26 protein-coding genes are annotated in these 23,642 nt (G+C 49.9%); 11 read left to right on the top strand and 15 right to left on the bottom strand.

Features of this window, described 5'->3' with window-relative positions; genetic code table 11:
- Positions 1–43: 43 nt before the first annotated feature.
- The 3 genes from HA49_RS15090 to HA49_RS15080 form a co-directional block, all read right to left on the bottom strand.
- Complete coding sequence (locus HA49_RS15090) at positions 44–880, bottom strand: ABC transporter substrate-binding protein (protein ID WP_038019033.1); 837 nt, start codon at positions 878–880, stop codon at positions 44–46.
- 489 nt (positions 881–1,369) lie between these two features.
- A complete protein-coding gene (locus tag HA49_RS15085; RefSeq protein WP_038019497.1) occupies positions 1,370–2,176 on the bottom strand; it encodes a shikimate dehydrogenase family protein in 807 nt (268 codons plus the stop codon).
- Positions 2,177–2,266: 90 nt separating this feature from the next.
- Positions 2,267–2,593, bottom strand: a complete 327-nt coding sequence (locus tag HA49_RS15080; protein ID WP_038019028.1) for a YnfA family protein — start codon at positions 2,591–2,593, stop codon at positions 2,267–2,269.
- Between the two features lie 296 nt (positions 2,594–2,889).
- Here HA49_RS15080 and HA49_RS15075 point away from each other — a divergent pair, with 296 nt between their 5' ends.
- Together HA49_RS15075 and HA49_RS15070 are read left to right on the top strand one after the other, a co-directional pair.
- Positions 2,890–3,843, top strand: coding sequence for an aldo/keto reductase (locus HA49_RS15075; RefSeq protein WP_038019026.1), 954 nt, complete (start codon positions 2,890–2,892; stop codon positions 3,841–3,843).
- A 310-nt stretch (positions 3,844–4,153) separates the two neighbouring features.
- Positions 4,154–4,573 (top strand): DoxX family protein, encoded by a 420-nt coding sequence (locus HA49_RS15070; RefSeq protein WP_038019023.1) that lies wholly within the window; start codon positions 4,154–4,156, stop codon positions 4,571–4,573.
- Positions 4,574–4,691: 118 nt separating this feature from the next.
- On the opposite strand, the gene HA49_RS15065 is transcribed toward HA49_RS15070, so the two are convergent.
- Positions 4,692–5,093, bottom strand: coding sequence for a winged helix-turn-helix transcriptional regulator (locus HA49_RS15065; protein ID WP_038019021.1), 402 nt, complete (start codon positions 5,091–5,093; stop codon positions 4,692–4,694).
- A gap of 128 nt (positions 5,094–5,221) precedes the next feature.
- Between HA49_RS15065 and HA49_RS15060 the strand changes: the two genes are divergently transcribed.
- Positions 5,222–6,286, top strand: coding sequence for an NAD(P)-dependent alcohol dehydrogenase (locus HA49_RS15060; RefSeq protein WP_038019019.1), 1,065 nt, complete (start codon positions 5,222–5,224; stop codon positions 6,284–6,286).
- 39 nt (positions 6,287–6,325) lie between these two features.
- Here the strand turns inward: HA49_RS15060 and HA49_RS15055 are convergent, their stop codons facing one another.
- The 3 genes from HA49_RS15055 to HA49_RS21505 form a co-directional block, all read right to left on the bottom strand.
- Entirely contained in the window at positions 6,326–7,354 is a 1,029-nt protein-coding gene (locus HA49_RS15055; protein ID WP_084706441.1) for an ABC transporter substrate-binding protein, read from the bottom strand.
- The gene (locus HA49_RS15050; RefSeq protein ID WP_084706434.1) at positions 7,354–9,474 is read right to left on the bottom strand and encodes a TonB-dependent receptor; all 2,121 of its coding nucleotides are present in this window, start codon (positions 9,472–9,474) and stop codon (positions 7,354–7,356) included. Before HA49_RS15050 ends, HA49_RS15055 begins: the two co-directional genes overlap by 1 nt.
- 298 nt (positions 9,475–9,772) lie before the next feature.
- Complete coding sequence (locus HA49_RS21505; protein ID WP_156994674.1) at positions 9,773–9,931, bottom strand: hypothetical protein; 159 nt, start codon at positions 9,929–9,931, stop codon at positions 9,773–9,775.
- A 42-nt stretch (positions 9,932–9,973) separates the two neighbouring features.
- On the opposite strand from HA49_RS21505, the gene HA49_RS15045 reads away from it, so the two are divergent.
- On the top strand, positions 9,974–10,270 hold the full coding sequence (locus HA49_RS15045) for a hypothetical protein (protein ID WP_038019015.1): 297 nt from the start codon (positions 9,974–9,976) through the stop codon (positions 10,268–10,270).
- 66 nt (positions 10,271–10,336) lie between these two features.
- Here the strand turns inward: HA49_RS15045 and HA49_RS15040 are convergent, their stop codons facing one another.
- Positions 10,337–10,753: a lysozyme inhibitor LprI family protein gene (locus tag HA49_RS15040; RefSeq protein ID WP_038019013.1), complete on the bottom strand. Its 417-nt coding sequence runs from the start codon at positions 10,751–10,753 to the stop codon at positions 10,337–10,339.
- Positions 10,754–10,845: 92 nt separating this feature from the next.
- Between HA49_RS15040 and HA49_RS15035 the strand changes: the two genes are divergently transcribed.
- On the top strand, positions 10,846–11,619 hold the full coding sequence (locus HA49_RS15035; RefSeq protein WP_038019011.1) for an AraC family transcriptional regulator: 774 nt from the start codon (positions 10,846–10,848) through the stop codon (positions 11,617–11,619).
- A gap of 7 nt (positions 11,620–11,626) precedes the next feature.
- On the opposite strand, the gene leuA is transcribed toward HA49_RS15035, so the two are convergent.
- Positions 11,627–13,312, bottom strand: coding sequence for a 2-isopropylmalate synthase (gene leuA, locus HA49_RS15030; RefSeq protein ID WP_038019008.1), 1,686 nt, complete (start codon positions 13,310–13,312; stop codon positions 11,627–11,629).
- Positions 13,313–13,530: 218 nt separating this feature from the next.
- Between leuA and HA49_RS15025 the strand changes: the two genes are divergently transcribed.
- Positions 13,531–14,103 carry a sugar O-acetyltransferase gene (locus HA49_RS15025; RefSeq protein ID WP_038019006.1) on the top strand — a complete coding sequence of 191 codons (573 nt, stop codon included), beginning with the start codon at positions 13,531–13,533 and terminating at the stop codon, positions 14,101–14,103.
- 34 nt (positions 14,104–14,137) lie between these two features.
- Here the strand turns inward: HA49_RS15025 and HA49_RS15020 are convergent, their stop codons facing one another.
- From HA49_RS15020 to HA49_RS15010, 3 genes are all read right to left on the bottom strand, one after another.
- Entirely contained in the window at positions 14,138–14,719 is a 582-nt protein-coding gene (locus HA49_RS15020; RefSeq protein ID WP_038019003.1) for a YceI family protein, read from the bottom strand.
- A gap of 192 nt (positions 14,720–14,911) precedes the next feature.
- Positions 14,912–15,340 carry a secondary thiamine-phosphate synthase enzyme YjbQ gene (locus HA49_RS15015; RefSeq protein WP_038019494.1) on the bottom strand — a complete coding sequence of 143 codons (429 nt, stop codon included), beginning with the start codon at positions 15,338–15,340 and terminating at the stop codon, positions 14,912–14,914.
- A gap of 74 nt (positions 15,341–15,414) precedes the next feature.
- The gene (locus HA49_RS15010) at positions 15,415–15,804 is read right to left on the bottom strand and encodes a nuclear transport factor 2 family protein (protein ID WP_038019001.1); all 390 of its coding nucleotides are present in this window, start codon (positions 15,802–15,804) and stop codon (positions 15,415–15,417) included.
- Positions 15,805–15,897: 93 nt separating this feature from the next.
- Here HA49_RS15010 and HA49_RS15005 point away from each other — a divergent pair, with 93 nt between their 5' ends.
- Positions 15,898–16,614: an AraC family transcriptional regulator gene (locus HA49_RS15005; RefSeq protein WP_038018998.1), complete on the top strand. Its 717-nt coding sequence runs from the start codon at positions 15,898–15,900 to the stop codon at positions 16,612–16,614.
- A 71-nt stretch (positions 16,615–16,685) separates the two neighbouring features.
- On the opposite strand, the gene HA49_RS15000 is transcribed toward HA49_RS15005, so the two are convergent.
- The 3 genes from HA49_RS15000 to HA49_RS14990 all read right to left on the bottom strand — a co-directional run bounded on the left by HA49_RS15000 (position 16,686) and on the right by HA49_RS14990 (position 18,681).
- A complete protein-coding gene (locus HA49_RS15000; RefSeq protein WP_038018995.1) occupies positions 16,686–17,057 on the bottom strand; it encodes a hypothetical protein in 372 nt (123 codons plus the stop codon).
- 143 nt (positions 17,058–17,200) lie between these two features.
- Entirely contained in the window at positions 17,201–18,019 is an 819-nt protein-coding gene (locus HA49_RS14995; protein WP_038018992.1) for a sugar phosphate isomerase/epimerase family protein, read from the bottom strand.
- Positions 18,020–18,297: 278 nt separating this feature from the next.
- A complete protein-coding gene (locus HA49_RS14990) occupies positions 18,298–18,681 on the bottom strand; it encodes a hypothetical protein (RefSeq protein ID WP_245610211.1) in 384 nt (127 codons plus the stop codon).
- A 550-nt stretch (positions 18,682–19,231) separates the two neighbouring features.
- Here HA49_RS14990 and kdpF point away from each other — a divergent pair.
- The 4 genes from kdpF to kdpC are packed head-to-tail and all read left to right on the top strand — an operon-like array spanning position 19,232 to position 23,636.
- A complete protein-coding gene (kdpF, locus tag HA49_RS14985) occupies positions 19,232–19,321 on the top strand; it encodes a K(+)-transporting ATPase subunit F (RefSeq protein WP_038018986.1) in 90 nt (29 codons plus the stop codon).
- Positions 19,321–21,000, top strand: a complete 1,680-nt coding sequence (kdpA, locus tag HA49_RS14980; protein WP_038018983.1) for a potassium-transporting ATPase subunit KdpA — start codon at positions 19,321–19,323, stop codon at positions 20,998–21,000. The genes kdpF and kdpA overlap by 1 nt, the downstream gene beginning before the upstream one ends.
- 33 nt (positions 21,001–21,033) lie before the next feature.
- The gene (gene kdpB, locus HA49_RS14975) at positions 21,034–23,064 is read left to right on the top strand and encodes a potassium-transporting ATPase subunit KdpB (RefSeq protein ID WP_425427738.1); all 2,031 of its coding nucleotides are present in this window, start codon (positions 21,034–21,036) and stop codon (positions 23,062–23,064) included.
- Positions 23,061–23,636, top strand: coding sequence for a potassium-transporting ATPase subunit KdpC (gene kdpC / locus HA49_RS14970; protein ID WP_038018977.1), 576 nt, complete (start codon positions 23,061–23,063; stop codon positions 23,634–23,636). The genes kdpB and kdpC overlap by 4 nt, the downstream gene beginning before the upstream one ends.
- Positions 23,637–23,642 lie beyond the last annotated feature (6 nt).

The following is a 23,642-nucleotide window of genomic DNA, read 5'->3' as shown; positions in this document are numbered from 1 at the left end:
CAGGAGTGACTGACGTTAAACCTTTGCTGGTGCGGAAATTAAATTAGCTGGCTTCAATCGTTTTAATATCTTCAGCGGTCACCGGAGTAAAATGATATTTTTCAAATAGTTGCTTGTACTCTGCCGTCTTACTGAATTTACTTAACCCTTCTTCCATCGCTTTTTTCACTACCGGATCATCTTTACGCACCCCGAATCCAATCAGAACCGGATAAAGCAATTTGTCCGAGGTGATAACCACCCGACCTTTAAGCCGCTCAACGACACCCTGTGCCACTGCAACATCGGTAATCTGTGCTTCTACCGCCTTGGACAGCAATGCCTGGGTCACCTGAGGGTCAGTCGGGTATTCGCTAATGGTGATGGCCGGTTTGCCTTTAGCTACACAGGAGTCCTGAGAGAATTTCATCAAGCCTTGCAGGAAAGAGGTACCCGCCATAGTACCAATTTTATGACCACACATTTCGGCAGGATCTTCAGGCTTATATTGACTGTCTGACAAAGTCACAATCTTCTCACCGGTTTTCAGGTAAGGAATCATATCAATGACTTTCAGGCGTTCTGCCGTGATATACATTGAAGAGTTAGTAATATCGAAACGTTTACCTTGCAGTCCCGGAATCAAATTGGGAAAACGGGTATCCACATTGACTGAGGTTTTTCCTAAGGACGCAGCGATACCCTTCAGCATCTCGATATCGAATCCGGCAGGCTTTCCGTTCAGCATATATTCGTAGGGCGCAAAAGTAATATCTGAACCGGCGGTGATTACCCCTGGTTTCAGAAAGTCAGCATTCGCCTGGCTGACTAAAGTCAGCAATCCTAAACCTAACGCTGCTTTTAGATACCGTGCTGAGAACAACGAATGATTTACGTTCATAAGACTCTCCTGCTGAGACAATTGCCGTGGAATAACATTTTTCTGTCGGGGGGTAGCTCAAGGGGGCAGATCATTACTTCCCCGGTAACATCCGCAGAAACTTTGCGGCTGTAACTACTTTCATCCAAATATTGCCTGCAGGGAAAGTACGAAATTTATTGTCAGATCCACGAAAAAAAATGCCCCGGTTATCCAGAGGAAAAAATTATTATCCCCATCGCCCCTCAAATAAATGCGACTGCCAAATATCGCCAGGGGGGAGAACAAAATAATAAAAAAATGTCATAGTAAACAAAGGTCGGAATTAATTAAAAACCCACAGACAGGAGATACTGCAATAAACGGACATTTGGAAATACGGAGTCCATTTAGCGATATATAAGTAAATACTTATACCTGCTATAAGCAGCAGAACCAAAAATGACAGGCCCCTAAAAGTCAGGATCCTGCCTTCAGGTATTCTCAGATAAACAGGGTGAAAAATTAGAGTCAGGACTCCAGCATAAATTTAAGCATCAGAGAAATTTGGGCCGACAGCATGGCCTCCCCGGTATGAACCGGCAGTCCGGCCTGTTCAGCAGCCAGCAACAATGGCGTTTTCTCCGGGTAAATAATAATGTCGCACACCAGAGTACCCGGGGCTAAATGTTGCAACGAGAATGCCTGCTCTGTATCTTCACCCATACCGACCGGTGTCGCATTTATCACAATATCGCAATGGGCAGGGCTATGGGTGCCATGGATAACCACTAACCCCGGATGATGACGGGCCAGGTTCGCCGCCAGTTCCAGCACCGCAGGTTCTGAACGATTGTATATAATAAGCTCGGTGACACCATGACTCGCCAGCGCATGAGCAATAGCACTGGCTGCGCCTCCAGCACCTGCCAGATAGACCCGCTTACCGGCAACCTCGTATCCCCGCAACTGCAACCCAGCAACAAATCCTTCACCGTCATACAGGGTACCGCTTAATTTTCCGTCAGGAAGCCGTTTAATCACATTACAAGCCCCCGCCAGTTGAGCCTCGGGCGAAATATCATCCAACAGATCGATGACCGCACGTTTATGCGGCATAGTAATCACTGCCCCGGAAAAGTTCTGACAATGCCGTAGCCCTTCGAGTGTCTCCCTGAGTCCGTCAGCGGCAACATGCAAAGGAATCATCAGCACATTTTCGCGCTGCTGAGAAATCAGCTCCCGGTTGATTAACTGTGGAGCCCTGACCCTGGCAATAGGGTCACCGATAATCGCCAATAATCGTGTTAACCCACTCACAGACTCAACAGATGACATATTCCTTTCTCCGTGAATAATAGAATTCAGGGCCTCACCTGAGTATAACAGACCGCGCAGATTTGCCATTGCACCGGAAACGGTGACTCTTTAGGATGGCTGACAGACAATGATCAGCATCCCTGCAAGTGCCACCAGGCCACCAGCGATATCCCAGCGGGTCAGCACAATTCCTTCGACAATTCTTAACCATCCCAGAGCAACGCAAATATAAACCCCGCCGTAAGCCGCATAGGTCCTGCCTGCTCCGGTCGGATGAAACGTAAGTAGCCAGGCGAATATCATCAGACTGAACAGCCCGGGCAGCAGTAGCCAGGGGCTCTTATGTTCACGTAATACCAGATACGGAAACCAACATCCGACGATTTCAGCGACGGCAGTCAGTACAAATAACAAACCAGTTTTTAGTAACAACATGCGTCCTGATAAACTCCCGGAGATTATTTTTTGCTATGCACTATTCGTCACAAGCCAGTCTTTTCAGGGGCTGGCAGTGTTTCTTCTCTTTTAGTGTATCTGTTTTGAACATTTTTGACCGTCAGAAGTTGAGGCATTTTCAGGTTATTTCGCAACATTGGTTCTGCCAGGTAGCAAAAGTCACGTTATGCTAAGGAGTGTCTTCAGAAAATCCCGCCGCTGAGCGGATACAGTAAATATCAGGCTGAGTCGCTGTCAGTGACTGACTATGTATGACTATCAGGAGAATTTCAGAGATGACTAAACGACTTCTCGGGCAGACTGATTTGTCCATCACCCCACTAGTGTTTGGCGGCAATGTGTTCGGCTGGACCATTGATGAGCCAACCAGTTTTAAAATACTGGATGCTTTTATCGATCACGGTTTTGATACTATCGATACTGCCGACGTTTATTCCCGATGGGCTGAAGGTAACCAGGGGGGAGAATCCGAAACCATCATCGGTCGCTGGCTGAAAGCCCACCCGGGCCGCCGTGAGCAGATAAAATTATTCACCAAAGTCGGTGCAGATTTAGGGATTGAAGGCCATAAAGGACTTTCTAAAAAATGGATCATCCAGGCAGTAGAAGATTCCTTACGCCGTCTGAACACCGATTATATCGATCTCTACTTTTCCCACTGGCCGGACCCTGAAACTCCCTACGAAGAGACGCTGGAAGCCTATAAAACCCTGTTGGCAGAAGGAAAAATTCGTGCAGTAGGTGCCTCCAATCTGGATGCCACCCAATTGTCTGATGCCCTTAATGTTGCCGCTCAACACTCACTACCGGCCTATCAGGTGCTACAGCCGGAGTATAACTTATATGATCGCAGCAGTTTTGATGGCCCACTGCGCGATCTGTGTATTAAGAAAAATATTGGTGTTGTGACCTATTACAGCCTGGCATCGGGTTTTCTGACCGGAAAATATCGCCAACAGGACGATTTACAACAAAGCAAACGCGGTTCAGGAATCAGTAAATACCTGAATCCACGTGGCTTTAAAATTGTGGATACCCTGACCAGCGTGGCAGAAGAACATAATGTCAAGCCGGCTGAGGTTGCACTGGCCTGGCTGATTGCACGCGAAGGCGTTACGGCACCGATTGCCAGTGCCACCAGCATCAGTCAGGTCGAAAGCTTTGCCAAAGCTTTGCAGCTTTCGCTGACACCTCAACAGTTATCACTACTGGATACCGTCAGCCAATAGTCTGCTGAGCTCAAAGCCATTCAGAGGGGCCATGCTGGCCCCTTAAATCTCTTTATATCCGTGATCCTCTGACTGCCTGCCAGAGACTACGTTTACTGCTAATAATGCTCCTCAGCGGTGAAATCCCCTCGTTATTTAAAGAGGGGCTTCGTCGCAGAGCATCATCTCTCCGGACTGCCCGACAGGATAGCCTGCGATGCGCAAAAATAAAAATTACCACTCTAAATTTTTGATGTTTTCTTTCAAAAAATACCGGTGATGTTTTAAGAGCTTTTAACGTACCTTACGCCTTTTAAACGGGGAATTTTTAATGAATAAGCTGATTACTGGTTTTGATCGTGCTGTAGATCATCCTGATTTTGCCAAACTCCTGTTGCGCCTGGTGTTTGGCTTGCTGATGCTGTTTCACGGCAGTTTTAAACTGGTACATGGGGTCGACTGGATAAAACCGATGTTGGCGGCCCATGGCTTACCAGGGTTTGTAGCCTATGGTGCTTACATTGGCGAAATCGCGGCACCGTTATTAATTATCCTGGGCGTCTGGACCCGCGTCGCCGGGCTGGTATATGCCATTAACCTGGTATTTGCGGTGGTACTGGTGGTGGGGGGTAACTTCTTCAAAACTACCGACGTGGGAGCCTGGGCGTTGGAAACTGAAGCCCTTTATTTCTTTGGCGGTCTGATCATTATGCTGCTCGGCGCGGGTAAATACAGTATCTCCCGCCAGTAACTATTGTTATTACCCAAAAATTTCCTGCCAGTCTGTGTCCAACAGGAAATATTGACAGTGTCATCAGTTGTTGTCATTGACTGCCGGCGAATCTGCCGGCAGTTTTTTTATCCGGCACCTACTCCTGCCCTGCATGACGTTGGGTATTACGCAGCAGGTTTTCAGACATTTCATCCAGTGCCTGCTGATTAGCCAGTCCCCACAAATATAACTGTTCGACAGGCTCTGCCACTGTTTTACCCAGCGCAGTCAACGAATACTCCACTTTCGGCGGGACAACACTAAACACTTCCCGATGGATGAGTCCACGCATCTCCAGTTCTTTCAACGTCTGAAACAACATTTTTTTGGAAATACCCTGCAGACTGCGTTGTAGCTCCCCTGTTCTGGCTGCGCCCTGAGGCCAGTGCCAGAGAGCATGCAGTACCATACTGCTCCATTTCACCGAAAAAAGATCCATCAGCCTGCGCGGCCCCGAATCTGCATAAAAAAACAGCTTATCTCCGACCCATTCCGGCATGTTCTGCTCCGCGATAATCCATGGTCACCAAAAGGTAACTACTACCATTAAAGGTTCTGCATATCTATAGTGTGCCACTCTTTTTACCCTATAACACTACGCGGCAATAACCCGCTGGCAGGTATCCTATGCAAATTAACTCTCTTATGGCCCTGAACCCTGAAGCGCCACTGACAACCGGTTCCCTCTCTCTCCGCCCTCTTCAGCCCGGGGATATCCGTATTGATATTCTCTATTGCGGCGTCTGCCATTCCGATTTACACATGGCACGCAATGAATGGGGAGTCAGCCAGTATCCCCTGGTGCCGGGGCACGAGATTGTCGGCAGAGTCAGAGAAACGGGAGCGGCGGTCAGCCGGTTTCAGGCCGGTGATTACGTCGGTGTCGGAGTGATGGTTGATTCCTGCGGAGAGTGCCAGTTCTGCAGGCAGCAGGAAGAACAATATTGCCGCCAGGGTTTTACGCCCACCTATAACGGTACCGATCGTCACACCGGAAAAACAACCTACGGCGGCTATGCTGAGCAGATTATCGTTGACCAGAATTTTGTTGTCTCGGTTCCTGACAATCTGCCCTTACATGCCGTGGCGCCACTGCTCTGTGCCGGAGTCACGGTCTGGTCTCCCCTGAAACATTACAATCTGCAACCCGGCCAGAAAGTGGGGGTGATTGGATTAGGGGGACTCGGTCATATGGCGGTCAAACTGGCCAGTGCTCTCGGTGCTGAAGTGACCTTATTCACAACTTCCCCGCAGAAAGGTGCCGATGCTCTGCGGCTGGGTGCCACTCAGGTGGTGGTCTCAACGGACACGGCGCAGATGGCCGGGTACAGCCAGCAGTTGGATATGATTATTGACTGCGTTGCTGCCCCACACTCGCTGGATCCTTATCTGAACACGCTGAAAACTAATGGTCGGATGGTGCTGGTGGGTATTCCTGATAATCCACATCCGGGCCCGGAAATCACTCCAATGGTTTTCAGACGTCTGAGCATCGGCGGCTCGTCCATCGGTAGCATTGCAGAAACTCAGCAAATGCTCGACTTCTGCGGACAGCACAATATTACGGCAGACGTTGAAGTGATAGGGGGTGAGGACATTGAAGAAGCATTTAACCGTATGCTTGCGGGAAAAATTAAGTATCGCTTCGTCATTGATATGCAACGAACCCGTTGGGATGTCGCTGCCGGATAAGTATCGTGCCGCCCGTATATTTGACGGGCGGCATACTGCTTATTGTGGTGGCAAAGCAGCCAGGATGCGCTTCGCCTGATCGTCAGTCAGTGGGTAGTCGAAAAATTGCTGATAAAAATCACGGGTCTGGCGAACCATATCCAGCTCCCTGAATAATGCAGGGTGCAGTAACCGGGCGGCCCACTGGATTTGCAGGGCAGTTTCGGTTCCGTAGCGATCCCAGGGAAACACCCCGGAAGGATTACGCACTACATGATGTTGCTTAACCGCGCGTAACTGACTAAAAATCCCCTGAAAGGGTGACTGCTCCAGGGTTCCTGCCGACGCATCCAGAATAATATAATCCGGTTGCCAGGCCAGGACCTGTTCAGGGGTAATCTCCTTCATATTACCGTCAACTGTCGCGGCAACATTTCTGCCCCCCGCCAGCCTGATCCAGGTGTCTATCAGCGTATTGCGTCCGTCAACTTTCAGCGGTTTCAGCGACTGAATATGTAACACTGTCGGACGCTGTTGCTGGCTCAGCCCACGGGTTTTCTGACTAATCATCGCAATTTGCTGGTTAAGGTAATGGTTATAAGCTTCGGCACGCTGACGGGCCTGTGGCGTACCCACGACCGCCGCCGTCGTCAGTAACGAACGCTCCATAGAGGGAAAGTCATCAAAATTCATCATCAGCACGGGAATTCCGGCCTGACGGTAGCTCTGCGCTGCCGGATCATTTTTCGATACAAACACCACGTCCACATGCCTGAGTACCAGCGCTTCACTGGAAAACTCATGGCCAGGCGTCTGAAGTGCTTTGTACAAAGAAGGTTGCACTTTGAACATCCAGGGACGATCTTTAGGGTGGTTTACCGTAGCCACAATACGGTCTCCTGCCCCTAACGTCATCAACAGTGAGTGGTGAGCAAACCAGCCATCAGCAATCCGGTGAGCACTGGCAGGCACCGTCACCTGGTGTCCTGCATCATCCGTAACCGTCTGTGCGGCTGCCCACGGACTGACAGACAGACTGAACAGCAAGGTCGTTAAGGCCGGAAGTTTTCCCGGTAGTTTAATTTTTATCAAAATTGCACCTGCATTGAGACTTCGGCCATCCGTGGTTCACCTACAGAGGCACTGGCATAACCCGCACCGGTATAACCGTTAAGGCCACCAGGTACAATGTTGGTCCAGTAATGGCGGTTAGTCAGGTTAGTGATATCCAGCCGGAAGGTTGTTGCTTTGGCAAACAGTTGGGTTTTCCATGAACTCCCCACATCCAGAGTGGTATAGCTACCTACCCAGCGGGTATTCGTGTTATCCGTGGCGCGACGTCCGACATAACGTACCCCGGCATGGATTTCAGAACTCTGCAATAGCGGCAGATCATAAGAAGCGAACAGGCTGGCAGTATAACGGGGCAGACCGACCACCTGCTTATTACTGGTAGTGGTAGTCGCCGTATCCAGCAAACGAGGGTCGAGCCAGGTCATCCCCCCATAAATATGAATTCGTTGGGTGGCATCACCTTCAGCCATTAACTCCAGACCCCGGTTGCGTTGTTCACCGTCCAACGCATACACGCCATCACTGTCGGTATAAGCAAACGGACGTTTAATCTGAAACAGCGCGGCAGTCAGCAGCATCCGGCCTAAGGCCAGTTTACTGCCGGCTTCAATTTGTTTACTGCGGTAAGGGGCCAGAATGTTACCGGCATTGGTGGCGCCAGTGGGTGCCGTATCCCCTTGCTGCAGGCTGTCGGCATAGGTTACGTAAAGTGTCAGGGGTTCGATGGGTTTATACAACAGACTGGCAGAACCACTGAAACCACTGTCAGACGAATCGCTGGTCCTTGATCCGCTGGCCCCATAGTTTGAGGTCGCTAACTGGCTTTCACTGCCTGCCAGAATAGTACTCCACTTTGGTGAAAACGTCAGAGTGTCGCTGAGTAGCAATGACGTCTGAGTGGTACTGGCCGAATGATAACGGTGAGTAAAGTCAGGATATTCCGGCTCAGTAAAAGCTTGTGGATTATCCAGTGAGGCGCTGCCCAGCGTTTTAGTCCCACCCGCCACCGGGTTATAGTTTTTCCATGAAAAACCACGAATCCCCGCAGAAATCTGATGAGTCACCGGTCCGGTCTCCTCTTCGCCACTGATATTCGCCATATAACTGTTAATGGTGAAACGGCTGGCTGTACTGGTTGAAGATGTCGTGGTGTAGTCGCCGGCGTTATCGGTCAGGGTATTGGTGACTGCGGTAGATTCACGATCGGCAATCTGACGCAAAAAACCAATCTCGCCGAGCCAGTTGCCATTAAAATCATGTTTCAGATGGATGCCGGCAGTCAGCGTATGATTGTTATTACCGGCATACGACTGCCCAAGATGCGCTGTTTTCGGGTTCGGGGCTGAAGGGAAAGAAACTCCGCTGGCCAGCGCAAATTTCCCCGGCAGACCTTTATCGTAATAGTGGTAATAACTGAAATTGGTTTCCAGCAGGGTGTTGTCGGTCAGGTTAGCATCCAGCGCCAGGCTAAACATCTGACGACGAATTTTGCTGCCTTTAACATAACCGTCACCTTCATCATCCAGCACATTAGCGCGGTAGCGGATTCTGTCATTACTGTCGAGCGGACCACTAAAATCGCCAGCCAGCTTATGGGTCAGTCCGGTCCCTCCGCCAAGGGTAATGGAATGATATGGAGTATCCGTGCCGCGTTTTGAGACGAAATTAAACAGCCCCGCCGGATTTGCGGGTCCATAGAGTGATCCCGCCAGACCATCGAGAACTTCAATATGGTCAAACTGTTCTACCGGATAATCGGTAGTCGACACCACATTTAATCCGTCAATCATACTGTTTTGTACCACACTACCTTGCATCCCACGGGTCTGTGGCCGGGCACCATCTCCCTGGACCGAGGGCATATACCGGTACAGTTGATTAACGCTCTTTAACTGCTGAGCTTTCATCATGGGCGCAGAAACCGTCTGTACAGACCAGGGGACATCTTTAACGCGGGTTTTTCCCAGGTTACCGGGAGTGGCCTGTTGTTGGGTGGCATCAGCACCCTGGGTAGGTTTTGCTGAGACCACCAGCGTTTTTCCGGGTTCCTGAACCGCAGCCGATGCTGAGATACTGGCCAACAACGAAAGACACAGCAGACTTTTTTTTCCCTGAAATTGCTTACAGATTAGCATTATTATTTTCGCTACTTTTTTTATTTAATTTTTCCCGAAACAAAGGGTTGTCATTGCCTTTCGGGAGCCAGGAAAGCAATATAACGCTGTATAACAAGTTATATAACGATTAAATAAATTAAAACGTTTCAGGATGTTTATTCGCCGTTATCCGGCTTTTCACAAAAACTCTGAATGTGATGTCCCACGCAGTCACCTGCACCTGATGCCACTCTCAGTTATCCCCCCGGGACCACTGAGTTGACGGCATGCAGCTTTGCAGATTGAACCTCGTTTACTACAGCAGAAAACACCGCCGCTATTTTGATGATTCGGAGATGTCGCCCCCACTGAAAATGCTCTCAGCCAGAAGCCCGCTGGCGACCAAAACCGCATTTTTTCCGCCAACAGAAACAACTGTTGGGATATCGAAAAACAGGTAAACAACATGCAAAAACGGTTGAAGAACAGGCAGCACTTCACCGATCCTGCTGAGGACTTAAATTTTAAGGAGTTCATCATGAAAAAACTGGCGATTTGTCTTACTGCACCACTGTTACTGGTCTCAGCATTGTCTTATGCTGCGCCGGGCCCACAGTCTGATGACCACCATGATTTTGAACATCACATGTACGGTGGCATGCATCCTCCGCATCCCATGCCGGTCTACGCAGTGACCGAAACAACCTCGACACCCGCCGAAACACTGAAAAATCTGGTGGCTCAGGTTCCTCAGGTCGATGCCGGTAAATACCAGGTAAGGATCGAAGTGTTACCACTGCCGCCAAAACCCGAAAAACCAGCGGCTGCACATTAATATAATGTGTTTTATCTGATCTGCAGAGTCGTGTTATGCCTCCGGACGACTCACGCGGGGGCATACTCAGCCTTGCAGATCAGTACTGTGGCGTAATGTATATAGCTCTATCGCCTGGTTACGGGTCAGACGCATACTGGCCTCACTCATTATAATCGACCAGATAGTGCCCTGTTGCTGCCGGTAAAATGACCGTAAGGAATCAAGATAATGGTCGCGGTAGTTTAGCCATGCGCGCTGTGAGATTTTCATTGCCGCCCGGAATTCCGGCGACTGCCCCTCGATAAGCAACCGGTACTGCCGATTCAGAGCTTTATCCCATGCCTTTTCAGCCGCAGAATAACAGTCCACACTGTCAAGCGTAGTGACGGCTTTCTGGCTACACTCTTTCAACGAACTCTCGATCGATACGGCAAATTCCGGCTCTGCCAGTGCCGGCAGAGAAAAAAATAGCCCACTCACTATTATCATTTTCAACATCATCACCACTCCCCGGGAGATTACCGGTTATAGTCTTTCCCAAACCGACTATAGTTTCAGTCAATAATAGCCCACGGATGTGTAAAGGTAACTTCATGCACGATGACTTTCTGGCTCCCGGCCAGTCACTGACGACCGTCGCGATAGATTATCCGCATGGTGCCGCAGAACCCGGCCATAGCCACCGCTGCTGTCAGCTGATTCATCTTCTCAGTGGTCTGGTCAGAGTCACCACGCCTGCCGGAGACTGGCTGGTCCCGCCTGGCCGCGGTGTCTGGTTACCCGCCAGAACAGTTCACAGCCTGAAATTTACCGGCCATGTCCGGGCCCGGACGTTGTTTGTCGACCCGCTGGCCCGTGCTGACCTGCCAGCTCAGTGTCAGGTGGTACAAATCACCCCGTTGCTCAGGGAACTGATTAATGCATCACTGGGTATTCCGGCCCACTTTCTCTCCGGCGGCCGTGATGAACGAATTATTGAGTTGATTCTTGATGAGCTTCGGATAATGCCAATACTCCCGCTAAATTTACCCGAACCTGTCTGTCTGCAGCTACTGGCGGTATGTGAAGAGATAAAACAGAATGTCGCGGAAAACTACGAACTCGAACAGGTGGCAAACCAGCTTGGTATTAGCGGCAGAACCCTGTCGCGCCGCTTTCAGCGCGAAACCGGCCTGAGTTTCAGTGACTGGGTAAGACGGGCAAAAATTATTGCCGCTATGAATGCACTGAGCCAGGGTCATTCGGTATTGGAAGCTGCCCTGGAAGCCGGTTATGACAGTCCGGCAGCCTTCAGTGTGATGTTCCGGCGGGTACTGGGAGTTTCCCCCAGTGAATACAGTGCTTCACCGGGGCTGTCACCAGGCTAACCGACCGTCAGGCCTTAACGCCTTTAATGCTTTCCAACTGACCGCAGGCATTAAACAGAGCCTGCAAAGATGCAGCAGAAACATCGTTATCAATACCTACACCGATTAAGCGTTCACCGTTGCCGGACTGGCAACTGACATAAGCCACCGCCCGGCTGTGACTTTGATGACCCAAAGTATGCTCATCGTAATCACCAATCTGCGCCTGGATATCAAAACTGTGACATACGGCATCCACCGCCGCCGACAGCAGCCCGTTACCACTACCGCGGATTTGGCGCTGCCCTCCCTGATATCCGACCGTAGCCGTGAAATGACGAATATCACGCTCATCACTGCGAATTTCATAGCTCAGCAATTCAATGACCGGTTGTTCATTCAACCCGTAACTTTGACGGAATAACCGCCAGATATCGCCACTGCTCATCTCCCGACCGGTAGCATCCGTTTCGCGCTGTACCACTTTGCTGAAATCGATCTGTACCCCTCGCGGTAATTTCAGTCCATGATTCTGTTCCAGCAACCAGGCCGCCCCACTCTTGCCGGACTGACTGTTCACTCGGATCACGGCTTCATAATTACAACCGACATCGACGGGATCCAGTGACAGATAAGGGATCTGCCACGGCTGATCCGGATTCTGCTGGCGGACAGCAAAGCCTTTTTTGATAGCATCCTGATGAGAACCTGAGAACGCGGTAAACACCAGCTCACCGGCATAAGGATGACGTGGGTGTACGGGTAACTGATTACACTGCTCTACCAGTTCAACAATCTCCGGCAGATTACTAAAATCCAGCCCGGGTGAAATCCCCTGGGTATAGAGATTCAGTGCCAGAGTGACCAGATCCACATTACCGGTGCGCTCACCATTACCAAACAGGCAACCTTCAACGCGATCGGCTCCGGCCAGCATCGCCAGTTCTGCACTGGCGACGCCGGTGCCCCGGTCATTATGTGGATGGACACTGATGGACACCTGTTTCCGGCGGCTGAAATGGCGGCAGAACCACTCAATCTGGTCGGCATAAACGTTCGGAGTATTGACCTCAACCGTCGCCGGCAAATTAATAATCATCGGTCGTTCGTCACAAGGGTCCCAGACCTCAGCGACGGCTTCACACACTTCCAGCGAAAAATCCAGTTCAGTAAAACAGAAGGTTTCTGGTGAATACTCGAAGGTCCAGCGGGTCTGCGGATATTGCTCAGCCAGCCGGCGAATATGTTTTGCGCCTCTGACCGCCAGTTCCCGGGTCGCTGCTTTATCCTGGTTAAACACGACTTCACGGAACAACGGTGAGGTGGCGTTGTAGAGATGAACAATCGCCTGAGGAATACCCTTTAACGCTTCGAAAGTACGTTCAATCAGATCATTACGCGAAGGAGTCAGCACCTGGATAATCACATCGTCCGGAACAGCCTTATCAGTAATCAGGCCACGAACAAAATCGAAATCCGTTTGCGAAGCTGAAGGAAAAGCCACCTCAATTTGCTTAAACCCGCAACGAACCAGCATCTCAAAAAACTGTCGTTTACGCGGGTTATCCATGGGTTCTGCCAGTGACTGGTTACCGTCACGTAAATCACTGGAGCACCACTGGGGAACTTTAGTTAACGTATTACCGGGCCACTGACGATCGGGCAGATTGACGACCGGATAGGCCAAATATTTCTTTGACGGGTCAGCTAACATAATGACGCTCCATTTGCTCAACATCGGAATATACACAGAGTATGTCCCAAACGATAAGCAGTTGCGCCGCCTTAACTGACAGCCATCTTTGCATAACGGACAATTTGCCCTCTCATCGCGCAATTCAGATAAAAAGAACACTACACAGACAGATAATTACCCTATGCTCATCAGGCGCAGTGAAAATTCCACTTTCCCTATGACAAGGAATAATAACCATGAATAAGATTACCCGGGTCGCTGATGGTCAGTTGTATGATGCTAACCACGATTCGGCCATTCTGGCGCTGAGAACGCATGTAAAACAGGCCTGTGCTCGTTACAACCAGACGCCGGCCGAGGACACTGAGTTAAGGCGCCGTATGTTAAAAAATCTGCTCGGAAAATGCGGACCGAATATTGTTATCGAACCCCCATTTTATTGTGATTACGGCTCGCATATTTTTCTTGGCGAAAATTTCTATGCCAACCACAACCTGATTATTCTTGATGCCGCCAAAGTTACCATTGGCGACAATGTGTTTATCGGTCCCAATGTCGGATTACATACTGCGGGCCACCCGCTGGATTATCCGACCCGCAACCAGGGACTGGAATATGCACTGCCAGTCACTATTGGTAATAACGTCTGGATTGGGGCAGGCGTGAATATCGTTCCCGGAGTATCTGTGGGGGATAACAGTGTCATTGGTGCCGGCAGCGTGGTGACTAAAAATATCCCGGCAAATGTGGTAGCCGCAGGTAACCCCTGCAGAGTGTTACGTGAAATTAATCAGAGTCCGGTGAATTAATCACCGGCTCTTTTACCGTAAATTTATTGTCTGATTACTGACCGTGTGCTTCGGTAGAAATAGTCAGTGTCACTTCATCAGCAACCTGCGGGACATACTGATCCAGTTTAAATTCAGAACGTTTAAGTGTGGCTGTTGCATCAAATCCTACCGCGGGTTTTTTCAGCATCGGCTGTTCACCCAGTTTATTCAGTGTGGCGTGCAACGTGACTGGTTTTGTAATGCCTTTTAAGGTTAGCTCCCCAAAAACATCATATTTATTGTGGCCTTTCTCGACCACTTTGGTGCTGCGGAAAGTCGCGGTCGGATATTTGGCAACATCAAAGTATTTGTCACCGCGAAATTCAGAGGTCAGCGCAGGAACATGTGTATCTATCTGATTCACCGGAATAGTCACATCAAGTTTAGCTTTGTCCGGATGTTGAGGGTCAAATACCAGAGTCCCTGAAGTAGAGGGAATATTGGCTGTCGGGTGAGAAAAACCAAAATGGTTCCATGTCACAATGACTGAAGTGTGATTAGGGTCCAGTTGATAGGTCAACTCCTGAGCCTGTGACAGGGGAATATACAAACTTGCTAACGTCATCAGAGGTAAAAGGGCTTTATTGAGTCTCATTAAATACTCCGGATAAATGAAGTGTGATATTGATATCCTTGCAACACTCTAATCATTTAAGCTTTATTCATAACCAAATTCATAGCCAATATTTTTGCTGATTATCATCAAATTCATTCAGTAATATCAGTAGTAAACAATAACTCATAAAAACTAATTTTCCGTATTTAACAATGTAATTAAATGCAAAGTTTAACGGAACGGTTCACCCTGTAATGTCAGTACCACAGTCCGGCTACCACCATGATTACGGTGTTCACATAAATAAATACCCTGCCATGTCCCTAAATTCAGCTCGCCATGAGTCAGTGGGATCATCAGCGCCGGCCCCAGCAGACTACTTTTCAGATGCGCTGGCATATCATCACTGCCTTCATAAGTATGCTGGTAATAAGGCTCATTTTCCGGCACAGCATGATTAAAAAAACGTTCGAAATCCCCTCTGACCGTCGGATCAGCATTTTCATTAATGGTCAGAGAGGCTGATGTGTGCTGAATAAAAATATGCAACAGACCTGTCCTTATTTGTGCCATCTCAGGCAAGGACCGCTCAATTTCAGCAGTGATCAGGTGAAAACCCCGACTACGCGGGGCAAGTTTTACGGTTTTCTGAATCCACATAAGCTCACCTTCAATAACAGAGTTCGCAGACAGGATATCATTAGCGGTTATCACAGTTCATCTCCGCCGGTGTTTTAGCGGCTGCCTAAATCCCGATGCTGCTCAGGGCCGAAGATCTGTCGGGTGAGTTCATGGCAGCGACAGATTTTGCCGTCGCGCAATTCAAACTGAGCCATGACCTCAAATTCACTGACCTGTCCGTCGTCGTGGGTCACTGCCACCCGATGGCGGGTAAATACTGTCTGCTGCGCTGCGGCACAGGCGATTATCCGGAGTTGCCTCTGCAGACTGTGCTGTTTCAGCGTCTGCATATGACTCACAAACTGACGAAAATTAAGTACCTTATCATCTACATACTGCTGATAATCATGACTAAAAAATTGCTGCAATACAGACTCATCATGCACGACACTGGCAATCACGGTTTCTAATGCCTGGCTAACCAGTTTCAGAGAATTATTCATCTCAGTTCCTCAAATATTGACCCAAAACCAGTCTGGCACAGTGCGGTGATGACCTGTTATCCTGATCAGGACAAAAAATACGGATAACCGGCCATGTTGACCTTTCGTGACTTTGAATATCAGCCACAGCAGCACACCGACTGGCACCAGCACAGTTGCGGTCAGCTTTATTATCCGCTATCCGGAACCATGATGATCGAAACCTTCAGTGCACAATGGTTGGTTACGCCAGGAACTCTGGCCTGGTTTCCGCCCGGCACGGATCACCGTTCAACAGCCGGCAATCAGGTGTCAGGAATAAATATCTATTTTCATGCCACAGATAATCTGCGCTTTCCGGCCATTCCACACCTGTTTCGCGCAGGGACATTTATTCCGCAATTACTGGAAAGACTCCGCGATAATCCCGACAAGGGCTATGGTCAGTCAGGGCTGGCGCTGCTGGCTTATGAAATCTCAGCGGCTCCGTCACTGCCACATCATATTGTTCTGCCAGGGGATCGCAGGGCAAAAGCGGTGGCAATATTTATCATTAACCATCCGGATTCTGCTCTGACCCGGACAGAACTTGCAGCAAAACAAGGGCTCAGCGAACGGACCCTCAGCCGACTATTTCGCCAGCAAACCGGGCTGAGTTTCAGCCTGTGGCGGCAACAGGCGAAACTGGTCGCTTCTCTGGAATCGGTACTGGCGGGAGGGCGAATTGAAATGATTGCGGCCGACTTTGGTTACACTAATATTAGTGCTTATATTGCAGCATTCCGGCGGCACTTTGGGCAGACACCGGCAAAATTCCGGCAACAGATATAGCAGCGGCATCCGCTATCACCTGCTGAAAGCAGGATTTCAAAAGGTGCGGTCACAGATTGCGGGTCATGATGTTAGTCAGGATGACCTGCAGCGTATTCCACCGAATTCGGGTAAGCACATCCCCCCATCGCGTCATATACCATGCCAGGTTTACGGGTATAATGAAAGGGTACGAAGAAATCTGATTTGCCAATCTTAACGTCGGCAGGGTTGATAATAATCTCGTCACGGCTCAGCAAATACCATTCCCCGCGGGTTTCACGCTTACGCAGCAGATTACTCATCACGCCGTCAACCACCTGCTGCGAGGTTAAACCCGGGCAGGCTCGTTGATCTTCATCAAACCCAATATTTATCTGAGCTATCCATGTCCCCAACAGAGACATTCCGACCAAAGTCAGCATCGTCAGGCTAAACACCAGGATAAGCAGCAGATCTTTCATTAAACAGAGATTCTGTCAGGACTATTTAGTTTCAGAATAGCAGTAATTTTCTGCCAGAAAAGAAAATTGCCCCCTGTTTCAGCAAAAACGGGGAGAATAATAAGCGGTAAGTTATCTCTCACCGCATTTTGGTCAGTCATCTGTTAATCACTGCTAAAAATGTTATTCAGTGCGGCGAAGGCCTGGCGCGCCACCTGATGAGGTTCCTGTGCTTTCAGCTTTTCATTAAAGACTTCCAGACCCACAGGCCCCTGATAATTCATCTCAGCGAGGCGACGTAATAATGTGTTTATCGGAAAAACACCGTCCCCTGGTAACAGACGGTTATGTCTGGCTACCCCGATAAGACGGTCACGTGATGGAATTTCACTGACATCCGAGAGTTGCACCAGAAAAATTTTGTCAGCCGGAATATCCCTGAGATCATCGGCCGTTCTGTTCAGGGCAAAAATATGGAAGGCATCAATCACCAGTCCCATTGACGGCGAGTCGATTTCCTGAACTATCTTCCAGGCTTTCGGTGTGGTGTTAATAAAAGTGCTCCAGCTCATCGCCTCATAGGCAATCCGCAATTTTCTCTGCACAGCCTGATCCACCAGCCAGCGTAAATCGGTAATAATATTGCTTTGCTGACAATCCGCAGAAGTGTTGGCCGGAACCAGCACCGTATGCGCCCCGACACAGACTGCAGTATCCAGTATATCCAGCGCTTCCTGACGTTTAGTTTGCCGGTGAGTTTCTGAGGCACCATCAAAATCCAGCAAAACCTGATAGTCGGTGAGCGTCATCTCTGACTCTGTCAGCCACTGTTTTACCTGATGAGCTTTTCCCTCTGTTTGCCAGACATCCTGTTGCCAAAGCTCAATCTGCGAAAATCCGGCGGCGGCGGCAGCCTCAATTTTTTGCTCTGTTGTCCCCCCCAGCAAAATGGTATTCAGGAATAACGGATGTTTACCTGTCATTTAATCCTCCTCAGGCAGGGTGTTACTCTCTGACTGAAATAAAAAAACACATTCCGTATAATTTCAGAAAGATTATTAAACACCTGCCAGCTAGTCTGTAATATATTTATGGCGATGAATCATAGATAATTAAACGCACAATAAATATCTCCGTGCGATAAAACGCATTACAGACCTTAAAGAGTTGAGATAAAATGTCAAACTCTCAGTGGAGATAATAATGCCAAATTTTTTCTGAATATCGGTGATTAATGCCAGACAGAGAAAGCAGGATAAAGTTATTTTCTTAGCACCTCCGCCAACTCTCTCTCAAAGGCTCCGGTTGAGGAGCATTCCAGTGGTTTCACCTTGTCATTTCCATCTCCGCCGACTTTACCGGCAGTACCGGTTACCTGGATCATGACATGGCTCCCCTCACCCGCCGACCAGACTTGTGTTACCAGCCGATAATCCAGCGTCAGTTTGTCCGGTTGGCTGAACGATCCGCAGTCAAGCCATTGAGCAGCTTGTTGCGGATCATTTCCACTGGCAGCCACTATTCCGCTTCCGCTATCCTGGACCGACAGAGAAACTCCCTTCAGGCGATAATAACGGACCACAGCTGAGGTCAGTTCTTCAGGTGATCGGTTGGACAGGGTTAAGGTTTGTACTTTTTCTGGCATTCCTGTGTTACCAGCATCGCTCGTTTTATTTTCCTGACCTTCACTTTTCTCCGGACCATAAATATTAATGCAACCGCTCAGCAGGAGCACACAGAGTATGATTACGCCTCTCATCCCCTGCTACCGATAATAAAGTGTGGTACAACCCGCCAGGGTAATACATACCAGCACCAGTATAAAAAAATGATATTTCATCAATGCCCCCGAAACTTTCAATATCCCTGTTCAATCCGGTAACTCTGGTGACTCAATTGATAACGCTGTCGCTTACCGGAACCTGCATCCAAAATACCCGGGTCATCCGCAGGCGAACTGGTGAAAACACCCGGTATTAATAGTGAGATCTACAAATTGCCCGGTAAGGGATGTGACGTTTCTCTGTCGAAGTCTGCTATTTCAGTTGCGCTGTTCTGCAATTCTTAGGGCCAGGATGAGGATAAAACCGGCAATTTTTATATTTTTTTTACGGCATCACCGGTACATTTTTACCCTTTTTTTTCCTCTGAAATCCTACACTCGTCAGCTGTTAATTCTGCCCCGGAGAACGGCAATGACAGCTTATATTGTGGGTGGCGTAATTCTGGTAATCCTGCTTTCAGGTTATCTGATTTATGCTCTGATCCATGCGGAGGAATTCTGATGAATACCTCTGTTATTTATTTACTGGCAGCCTTTATGGGTATTCTGATGCTGCTGGCAAAACCACTGGGTCATTTTATTGCACTACTGATCGCCGGCTCTCCCGGAAAACCGGTGGCCAGGCTGGAGCAGTGGGTCGGAGGACTGACCGGGATTCGTGATAATGAGATGAACTGGCGTCAGTATCTGTCTGCCCTGCTACTGATTAATCTCTCAGGTCTGGTGGTACTGTTCCTGATTCTGATGACTCAGGGCCATCTCCCTCTGAATCCTCAGCATTTCCGCGGGATGAGCTGGCACCTCGCACTGAACACCGCAGTCAGTTTTGTGACGAATACCGACTGGCAGGCGTATGCCGGCGAAACCACCCTCAGTTATTTCAGCCAGATGGCAGGGCTTACCGTACAAAACTTCCTGTCAGCGGCCACGGGAATCGCCGTCGCTTTTGCACTGATAAGGGCCTTCAGTCGACGTGAGACCCACATGTTAGGCAATGCCTGGTATGATTTGCTGCGTATCACGCTTTACCTGCTGCTCCCGCTCGCTTTCCTGCTGGCAATATTCTTCATCTGGCAGGGATCATTACAAAATTTCTCGGCCTGCCAGCCGATCACTACCCTGCAGGGATTACATCAATGTCTGCCAATGGGCCCTGTAGCCTCTCAGGAAGCGATTAAAATGCTGGGGACTAATGGAGGAGGCTTTTTTAACGCCAACTCAGCTCACCCCTTCGAAAATCCAACCGCACTGAGTAATTTCGCACAGATGCTGGCCATTTTTCTTATTCCGGCCGCACTCTGTTTTGCCTTCGGTAAATCTGTCAACGATCATCGTCAGGGGCATAGCCTGCTGTGGGCAATGAGTCTGGTATTTATTTTCTGTGCGTTACTGGTGATCCATGCCGAATGGCAGGGTAATCCCGATTTACTGACCCGGGGCGCATTATCCGCGGCCAATATGGAAGGCAAAGAGAGCCGTTTCGGGATTACGGTCAGTGCGCTATTTACCGTCATCACCACAGCGGCATCCTGTGGGGCAGTTAACGCAATGCCAGACTCGTTCACCGCATTGGGCGGAATGATCCCCCTCTGGCTGATGCAGATTGGCGAAGTCATTTTTGGCGGTGTCGGCTCCGGATTTTACGGCATGATACTGTTTGTGCTGCTGGCGGTATTTATTGCCGGGTTAATGATTGGACGCACACCCGAGTATCTGGGCAAAAAAATCACTGCCCGTGAAATGAAACTGATTGCACTCGCCATCCTGGTCAGCCCGGCACTGGTACTGGCAGGTACCGCCCTGGTGCTGCTGACCGGTGAAGGGCAGAGCGCGATTCTTAATCCCGGGGCGCACGGATTTACCGAAATCCTCTATGCCCTCTCTTCTGCCGCCAATAACAATGGCAGCGCTTTTTCCGGACTTAACGCCACGACTCCATTCTGGAACCTGCTGTTAGCATTCTGCATGTTGGCGGGTCGGTTTGCGGTGATAGTCCCGGTGCTGGCGATTGCCGGGTCGATGGTAGTCAGAAAGAGCCAGCCGGCGGGACCGGGAACACTCTCCTCCTGCGGTCCGTTATTTATCGGCTTACTGATTGGCAGCGTCATGCTGATTGGTGCTCTGACTTTTGTCCCTGCCCTGGCATTAGGCCCGGTCGCAGATTACTTATCCTCACACTGAGCAAGCCGGAGCTTAGCTATGAAATCATCTTCCATGCTGTTTGCCGATCCACAGCTGATTCGTCAGGCAATCATCGTCTCATTCACCAAACTGAATCCGCGGGTCCAGTGGCGTAATCCGGTGATGTTTATTGTACTGGCTGGCAGCATTTTCACCACCCTGCTGGCCTTATCTGGCCTGACCGGGGGTCATCTGATGTTTACCCTGTCCATCAGCGGCTGGCTCTGGCTGACACTGCTGTTTGCTAATTTTGCCGAAGCACTGGCCGAAGGCCGCAGTCAGGCTCAGGCCAGCGCGTTACGGGATGCGCGACAAACGGTAATGGCTAAAAAGTTGGCCGATGCTTATTACGGTTCAGCCAGGCAACTTACCCCTGCTTCTGCGTTACGCAAAGACGATGTGGTACTGGCGGAAGCCGGAGACATCATCCCATGCGACGGTGAAGTCATTCAGGGGGGCGCGTCAGTCGATGAAAGTGCGATCACCGGTGAATCGGCTCCTGTCATTCGCGAATCCGGGGGGGATTTTGCGTCAGTTACCGGAGGCACAAGAATACTGTCTGACTGGCTGGTGATTCGTTGTACAGCCAACCCCGGGGAAACTTTTCTCGACCGGATGATCGCTATGGTAGAAGGTGCCCGGCGCCGTAAAACGCCAAATGAAGTTGCCCTGACTATCCTGCTGGTCGCGTTAACTCTGATCTTTCTGTTAGTCACGGCAAGCTTATGGCCATTTTCGGCCTACAGCGGTACTGCCGTCGGAGTCACCTCGCTGATAGCGCTGCTGATATGTCTGATACCCACCACCATTGGGGGTTTATTATCGGCGATTGGTGTGGCGGGAATGAGCCGAATGCTGGGCGCAAATGTTATCGCGACCAGTGGCCGGGCGGTGGAAGCCGCCGGAGATATCGATGTGTTATTACTGGATAAGACCGGCACCATCACCCTGGGGAATCGTCAGGCCTCCGATTTTATTCCTGCCCCCGGGATTAGTCAGCAACAACTGGCAGATGCCGCACTGCTGTCGTCACTGTCAGATGAAACTCCGGAAGGACGCAGTATCGTGGTTCTTGCCAGACAACGGTTCGGTCTGAAAGAGCGGGATGTTGGTGCAGCCACCTTTGTACCATTCACCGCCCAGAGCAGAATGAGTGGTATCAATATAGGCGAGCGGATCATCCGCAAAGGTTCGGTGGATGCTATTCAACGCTATATCGAAGCCGCGGGCAACCCGTTTCCTGCTGCTGTCGAACAGGCGGTCAGTGAGGTCGCACGGCGGGGAGAAACCCCTCTGGTGGTGGCAGAAGGTAGTCATGTTCTGGGAGTGATCGCCCTGAAAGATATTGTCAAAGGAGGCATTAAACAACGTTTTGCACGGTTGCGGGCCATGGGGATTAAAACCGTGATGATTACCGGGGATAATCGTCTGACGGCTGCGGCAATTGCGGCAGAGGCAGGAGTTGATGACTTTCTGGCTGAAGCGACCCCTGAAGCCAAACTGGCACTTATCCGTCAGTATCAAAAAGAAGGACGACTGGTTGCCATGACCGGTGACGGTACCAACGATGCCCCTGCACTGGCTCAGGCCGATGTCGCGGTGGCGATGAACTCCGGGACCCGTGCCGCAAAAGAAGCCGGAAACATGGTTGATCTTGATTCGAATCCCACCAAGCTTATTGAAATCGTTCAAATTGGAAAACAGATGCTGATGACCCGGGGCTCACTGACCACCTTCAGTATTGCCAATGATGTAGCGAAATATTTCGCTATTATTCCGGCGGCCTTTGCGGCCAGCTATCCTCAGCTAAATACGCTGAATATTATGCGACTTCATTCGCCGGAATCCGCCATCCTCAGTGCCGTCATTTTTAATGCACTGATCATCGTTTTCCTTATCCCGCTGGCACTGAAAGGAGTGCCCTGGAAACCGATGAGTGCCTCAGCCTTGTTACGGCGTAATCTGTGGATCTACGGGCTGGGAGGATTAGTCGTACCCTTTGTTGGCATCAAAATTATCGATCTGTTGTTAACATTTTTCGAACGGATCCCGGAGGTGTTATGAGACAGCTACGCCCTGCACTTATTGTATTTACCAGCTTATTTCTGATGACCGCCGGAGTCTATCCGTTACTGACCACGCTGATCGGCCAGTGGTGGTTTCCGTACCAGTCCCGGGGATCACTGATCAGAACCGGCGACCAGATCCGTGGTTCGGCTCTGCTGGGACAAGATTTTACCTCAACCGGCTACTTTCAAGGCCGGCCTTCAGCCACCAGCGGATTTGCTTACAATCCGCTGGCCTCCGGTGGCAGCAACCTGGCTATCAGCAATCCGTTGCTTGATTCCAGGATCGCGCGGCAGGTTACGCTGTTACGTCAGCAAAACCCGTCAGCCCATGGCAAAATTCCCACCGATTTACTGACCACCTCTGCCAGTGGCCTGGATAATGGGATATCACCCGCGGCGGCACAGTGGCAGTTACCCCGTGTGGCGAAAGCCCGGGGAATGACGGAACACCAATTGCAGATTATGATAGAGAAAAATACCGTCCATCCCTGGCCGGCATTTATCGGGGATACCTATGTCAATGTGACCCGGTTAAATGCTGATCTCGATAATCTGAACTCCAGGTAACCTGAT

It is taken from the genome of Tatumella morbirosei (assembly GCF_000757425.2).
Classification (GTDB): domain Bacteria; phylum Pseudomonadota; class Gammaproteobacteria; order Enterobacterales; family Enterobacteriaceae; genus Tatumella; species Tatumella morbirosei.
The sequence above is the reverse complement of the archived record's forward strand: the minus strand, read 5'-3'. Positions and strand labels throughout refer to the sequence as shown.

Bases quoted from the DNA above. Each gene is read 5' to 3' on its own strand.
- HA49_RS15035 (WP_038019011.1), top strand. From the start codon at position 10,846: ATGCACGATGACTTTCTGGCTCCCGGCCAGTCACTGACGACCGTCGCG.
- kdpA (WP_038018983.1), top strand. From the start codon at position 19,321: ATGAATACCTCTGTTATTTATTTACTGGCAGCCTTTATGGGTATTCTG.
- HA49_RS15065 (WP_038019021.1), bottom strand. From the start codon at position 5,093: ATGCCGGAATGGGTCGGAGATAAGCTGTTTTTTTATGCAGATTCGGGG.
- HA49_RS15080 (WP_038019028.1), bottom strand. From the start codon at position 2,593: ATGTTGTTACTAAAAACTGGTTTGTTATTTGTACTGACTGCCGTCGCT.
- HA49_RS15025 (WP_038019006.1), top strand. From the start codon at position 13,531: ATGAATAAGATTACCCGGGTCGCTGATGGTCAGTTGTATGATGCTAAC.
- HA49_RS15020 (WP_038019003.1), bottom strand. From the start codon at position 14,719: ATGAGACTCAATAAAGCCCTTTTACCTCTGATGACGTTAGCAAGTTTG.
- HA49_RS15070 (WP_038019023.1), top strand. From the start codon at position 4,154: ATGAATAAGCTGATTACTGGTTTTGATCGTGCTGTAGATCATCCTGAT.
- HA49_RS15050 (WP_084706434.1), bottom strand. From the start codon at position 9,474: ATGCTAATCTGTAAGCAATTTCAGGGAAAAAAAAGTCTGCTGTGTCTT.
- HA49_RS15060 (WP_038019019.1), top strand. From the start codon at position 5,222: ATGCAAATTAACTCTCTTATGGCCCTGAACCCTGAAGCGCCACTGACA.
- kdpC (WP_038018977.1), top strand. From the start codon at position 23,061: ATGAGACAGCTACGCCCTGCACTTATTGTATTTACCAGCTTATTTCTG.
- HA49_RS14995 (WP_038018992.1), bottom strand. From the start codon at position 18,019: ATGACAGGTAAACATCCGTTATTCCTGAATACCATTTTGCTGGGGGGG.
- HA49_RS15045 (WP_038019015.1), top strand. From the start codon at position 9,974: ATGAAAAAACTGGCGATTTGTCTTACTGCACCACTGTTACTGGTCTCA.
- HA49_RS15010 (WP_038019001.1), bottom strand. From the start codon at position 15,804: ATGAATAATTCTCTGAAACTGGTTAGCCAGGCATTAGAAACCGTGATT.
- HA49_RS15085 (WP_038019497.1), bottom strand. From the start codon at position 2,176: ATGTCATCTGTTGAGTCTGTGAGTGGGTTAACACGATTATTGGCGATT.
- HA49_RS15000 (WP_038018995.1), bottom strand. From the start codon at position 17,057: ATGAAAGATCTGCTGCTTATCCTGGTGTTTAGCCTGACGATGCTGACT.
- HA49_RS15040 (WP_038019013.1), bottom strand. From the start codon at position 10,753: ATGATGTTGAAAATGATAATAGTGAGTGGGCTATTTTTTTCTCTGCCG.
- HA49_RS15015 (WP_038019494.1), bottom strand. From the start codon at position 15,340: ATGTGGATTCAGAAAACCGTAAAACTTGCCCCGCGTAGTCGGGGTTTT.
- HA49_RS15005 (WP_038018998.1), top strand. From the start codon at position 15,898: ATGTTGACCTTTCGTGACTTTGAATATCAGCCACAGCAGCACACCGAC.
- HA49_RS15090 (WP_038019033.1), bottom strand. From the start codon at position 880: ATGAACGTAAATCATTCGTTGTTCTCAGCACGGTATCTAAAAGCAGCG.
- kdpB (WP_425427738.1), top strand. From the start codon at position 21,034: ATGCTGTTTGCCGATCCACAGCTGATTCGTCAGGCAATCATCGTCTCA.
- leuA (WP_038019008.1), bottom strand. From the start codon at position 13,312: ATGTTAGCTGACCCGTCAAAGAAATATTTGGCCTATCCGGTCGTCAAT.
- kdpF (WP_038018986.1), top strand. From the start codon at position 19,232: ATGACAGCTTATATTGTGGGTGGCGTAATTCTGGTAATCCTGCTTTCA.
- HA49_RS15075 (WP_038019026.1), top strand. From the start codon at position 2,890: ATGACTAAACGACTTCTCGGGCAGACTGATTTGTCCATCACCCCACTA.
- HA49_RS14990 (WP_245610211.1), bottom strand. From the start codon at position 18,681: ATGCCAGAAAAAGTACAAACCTTAACCCTGTCCAACCGATCACCTGAA.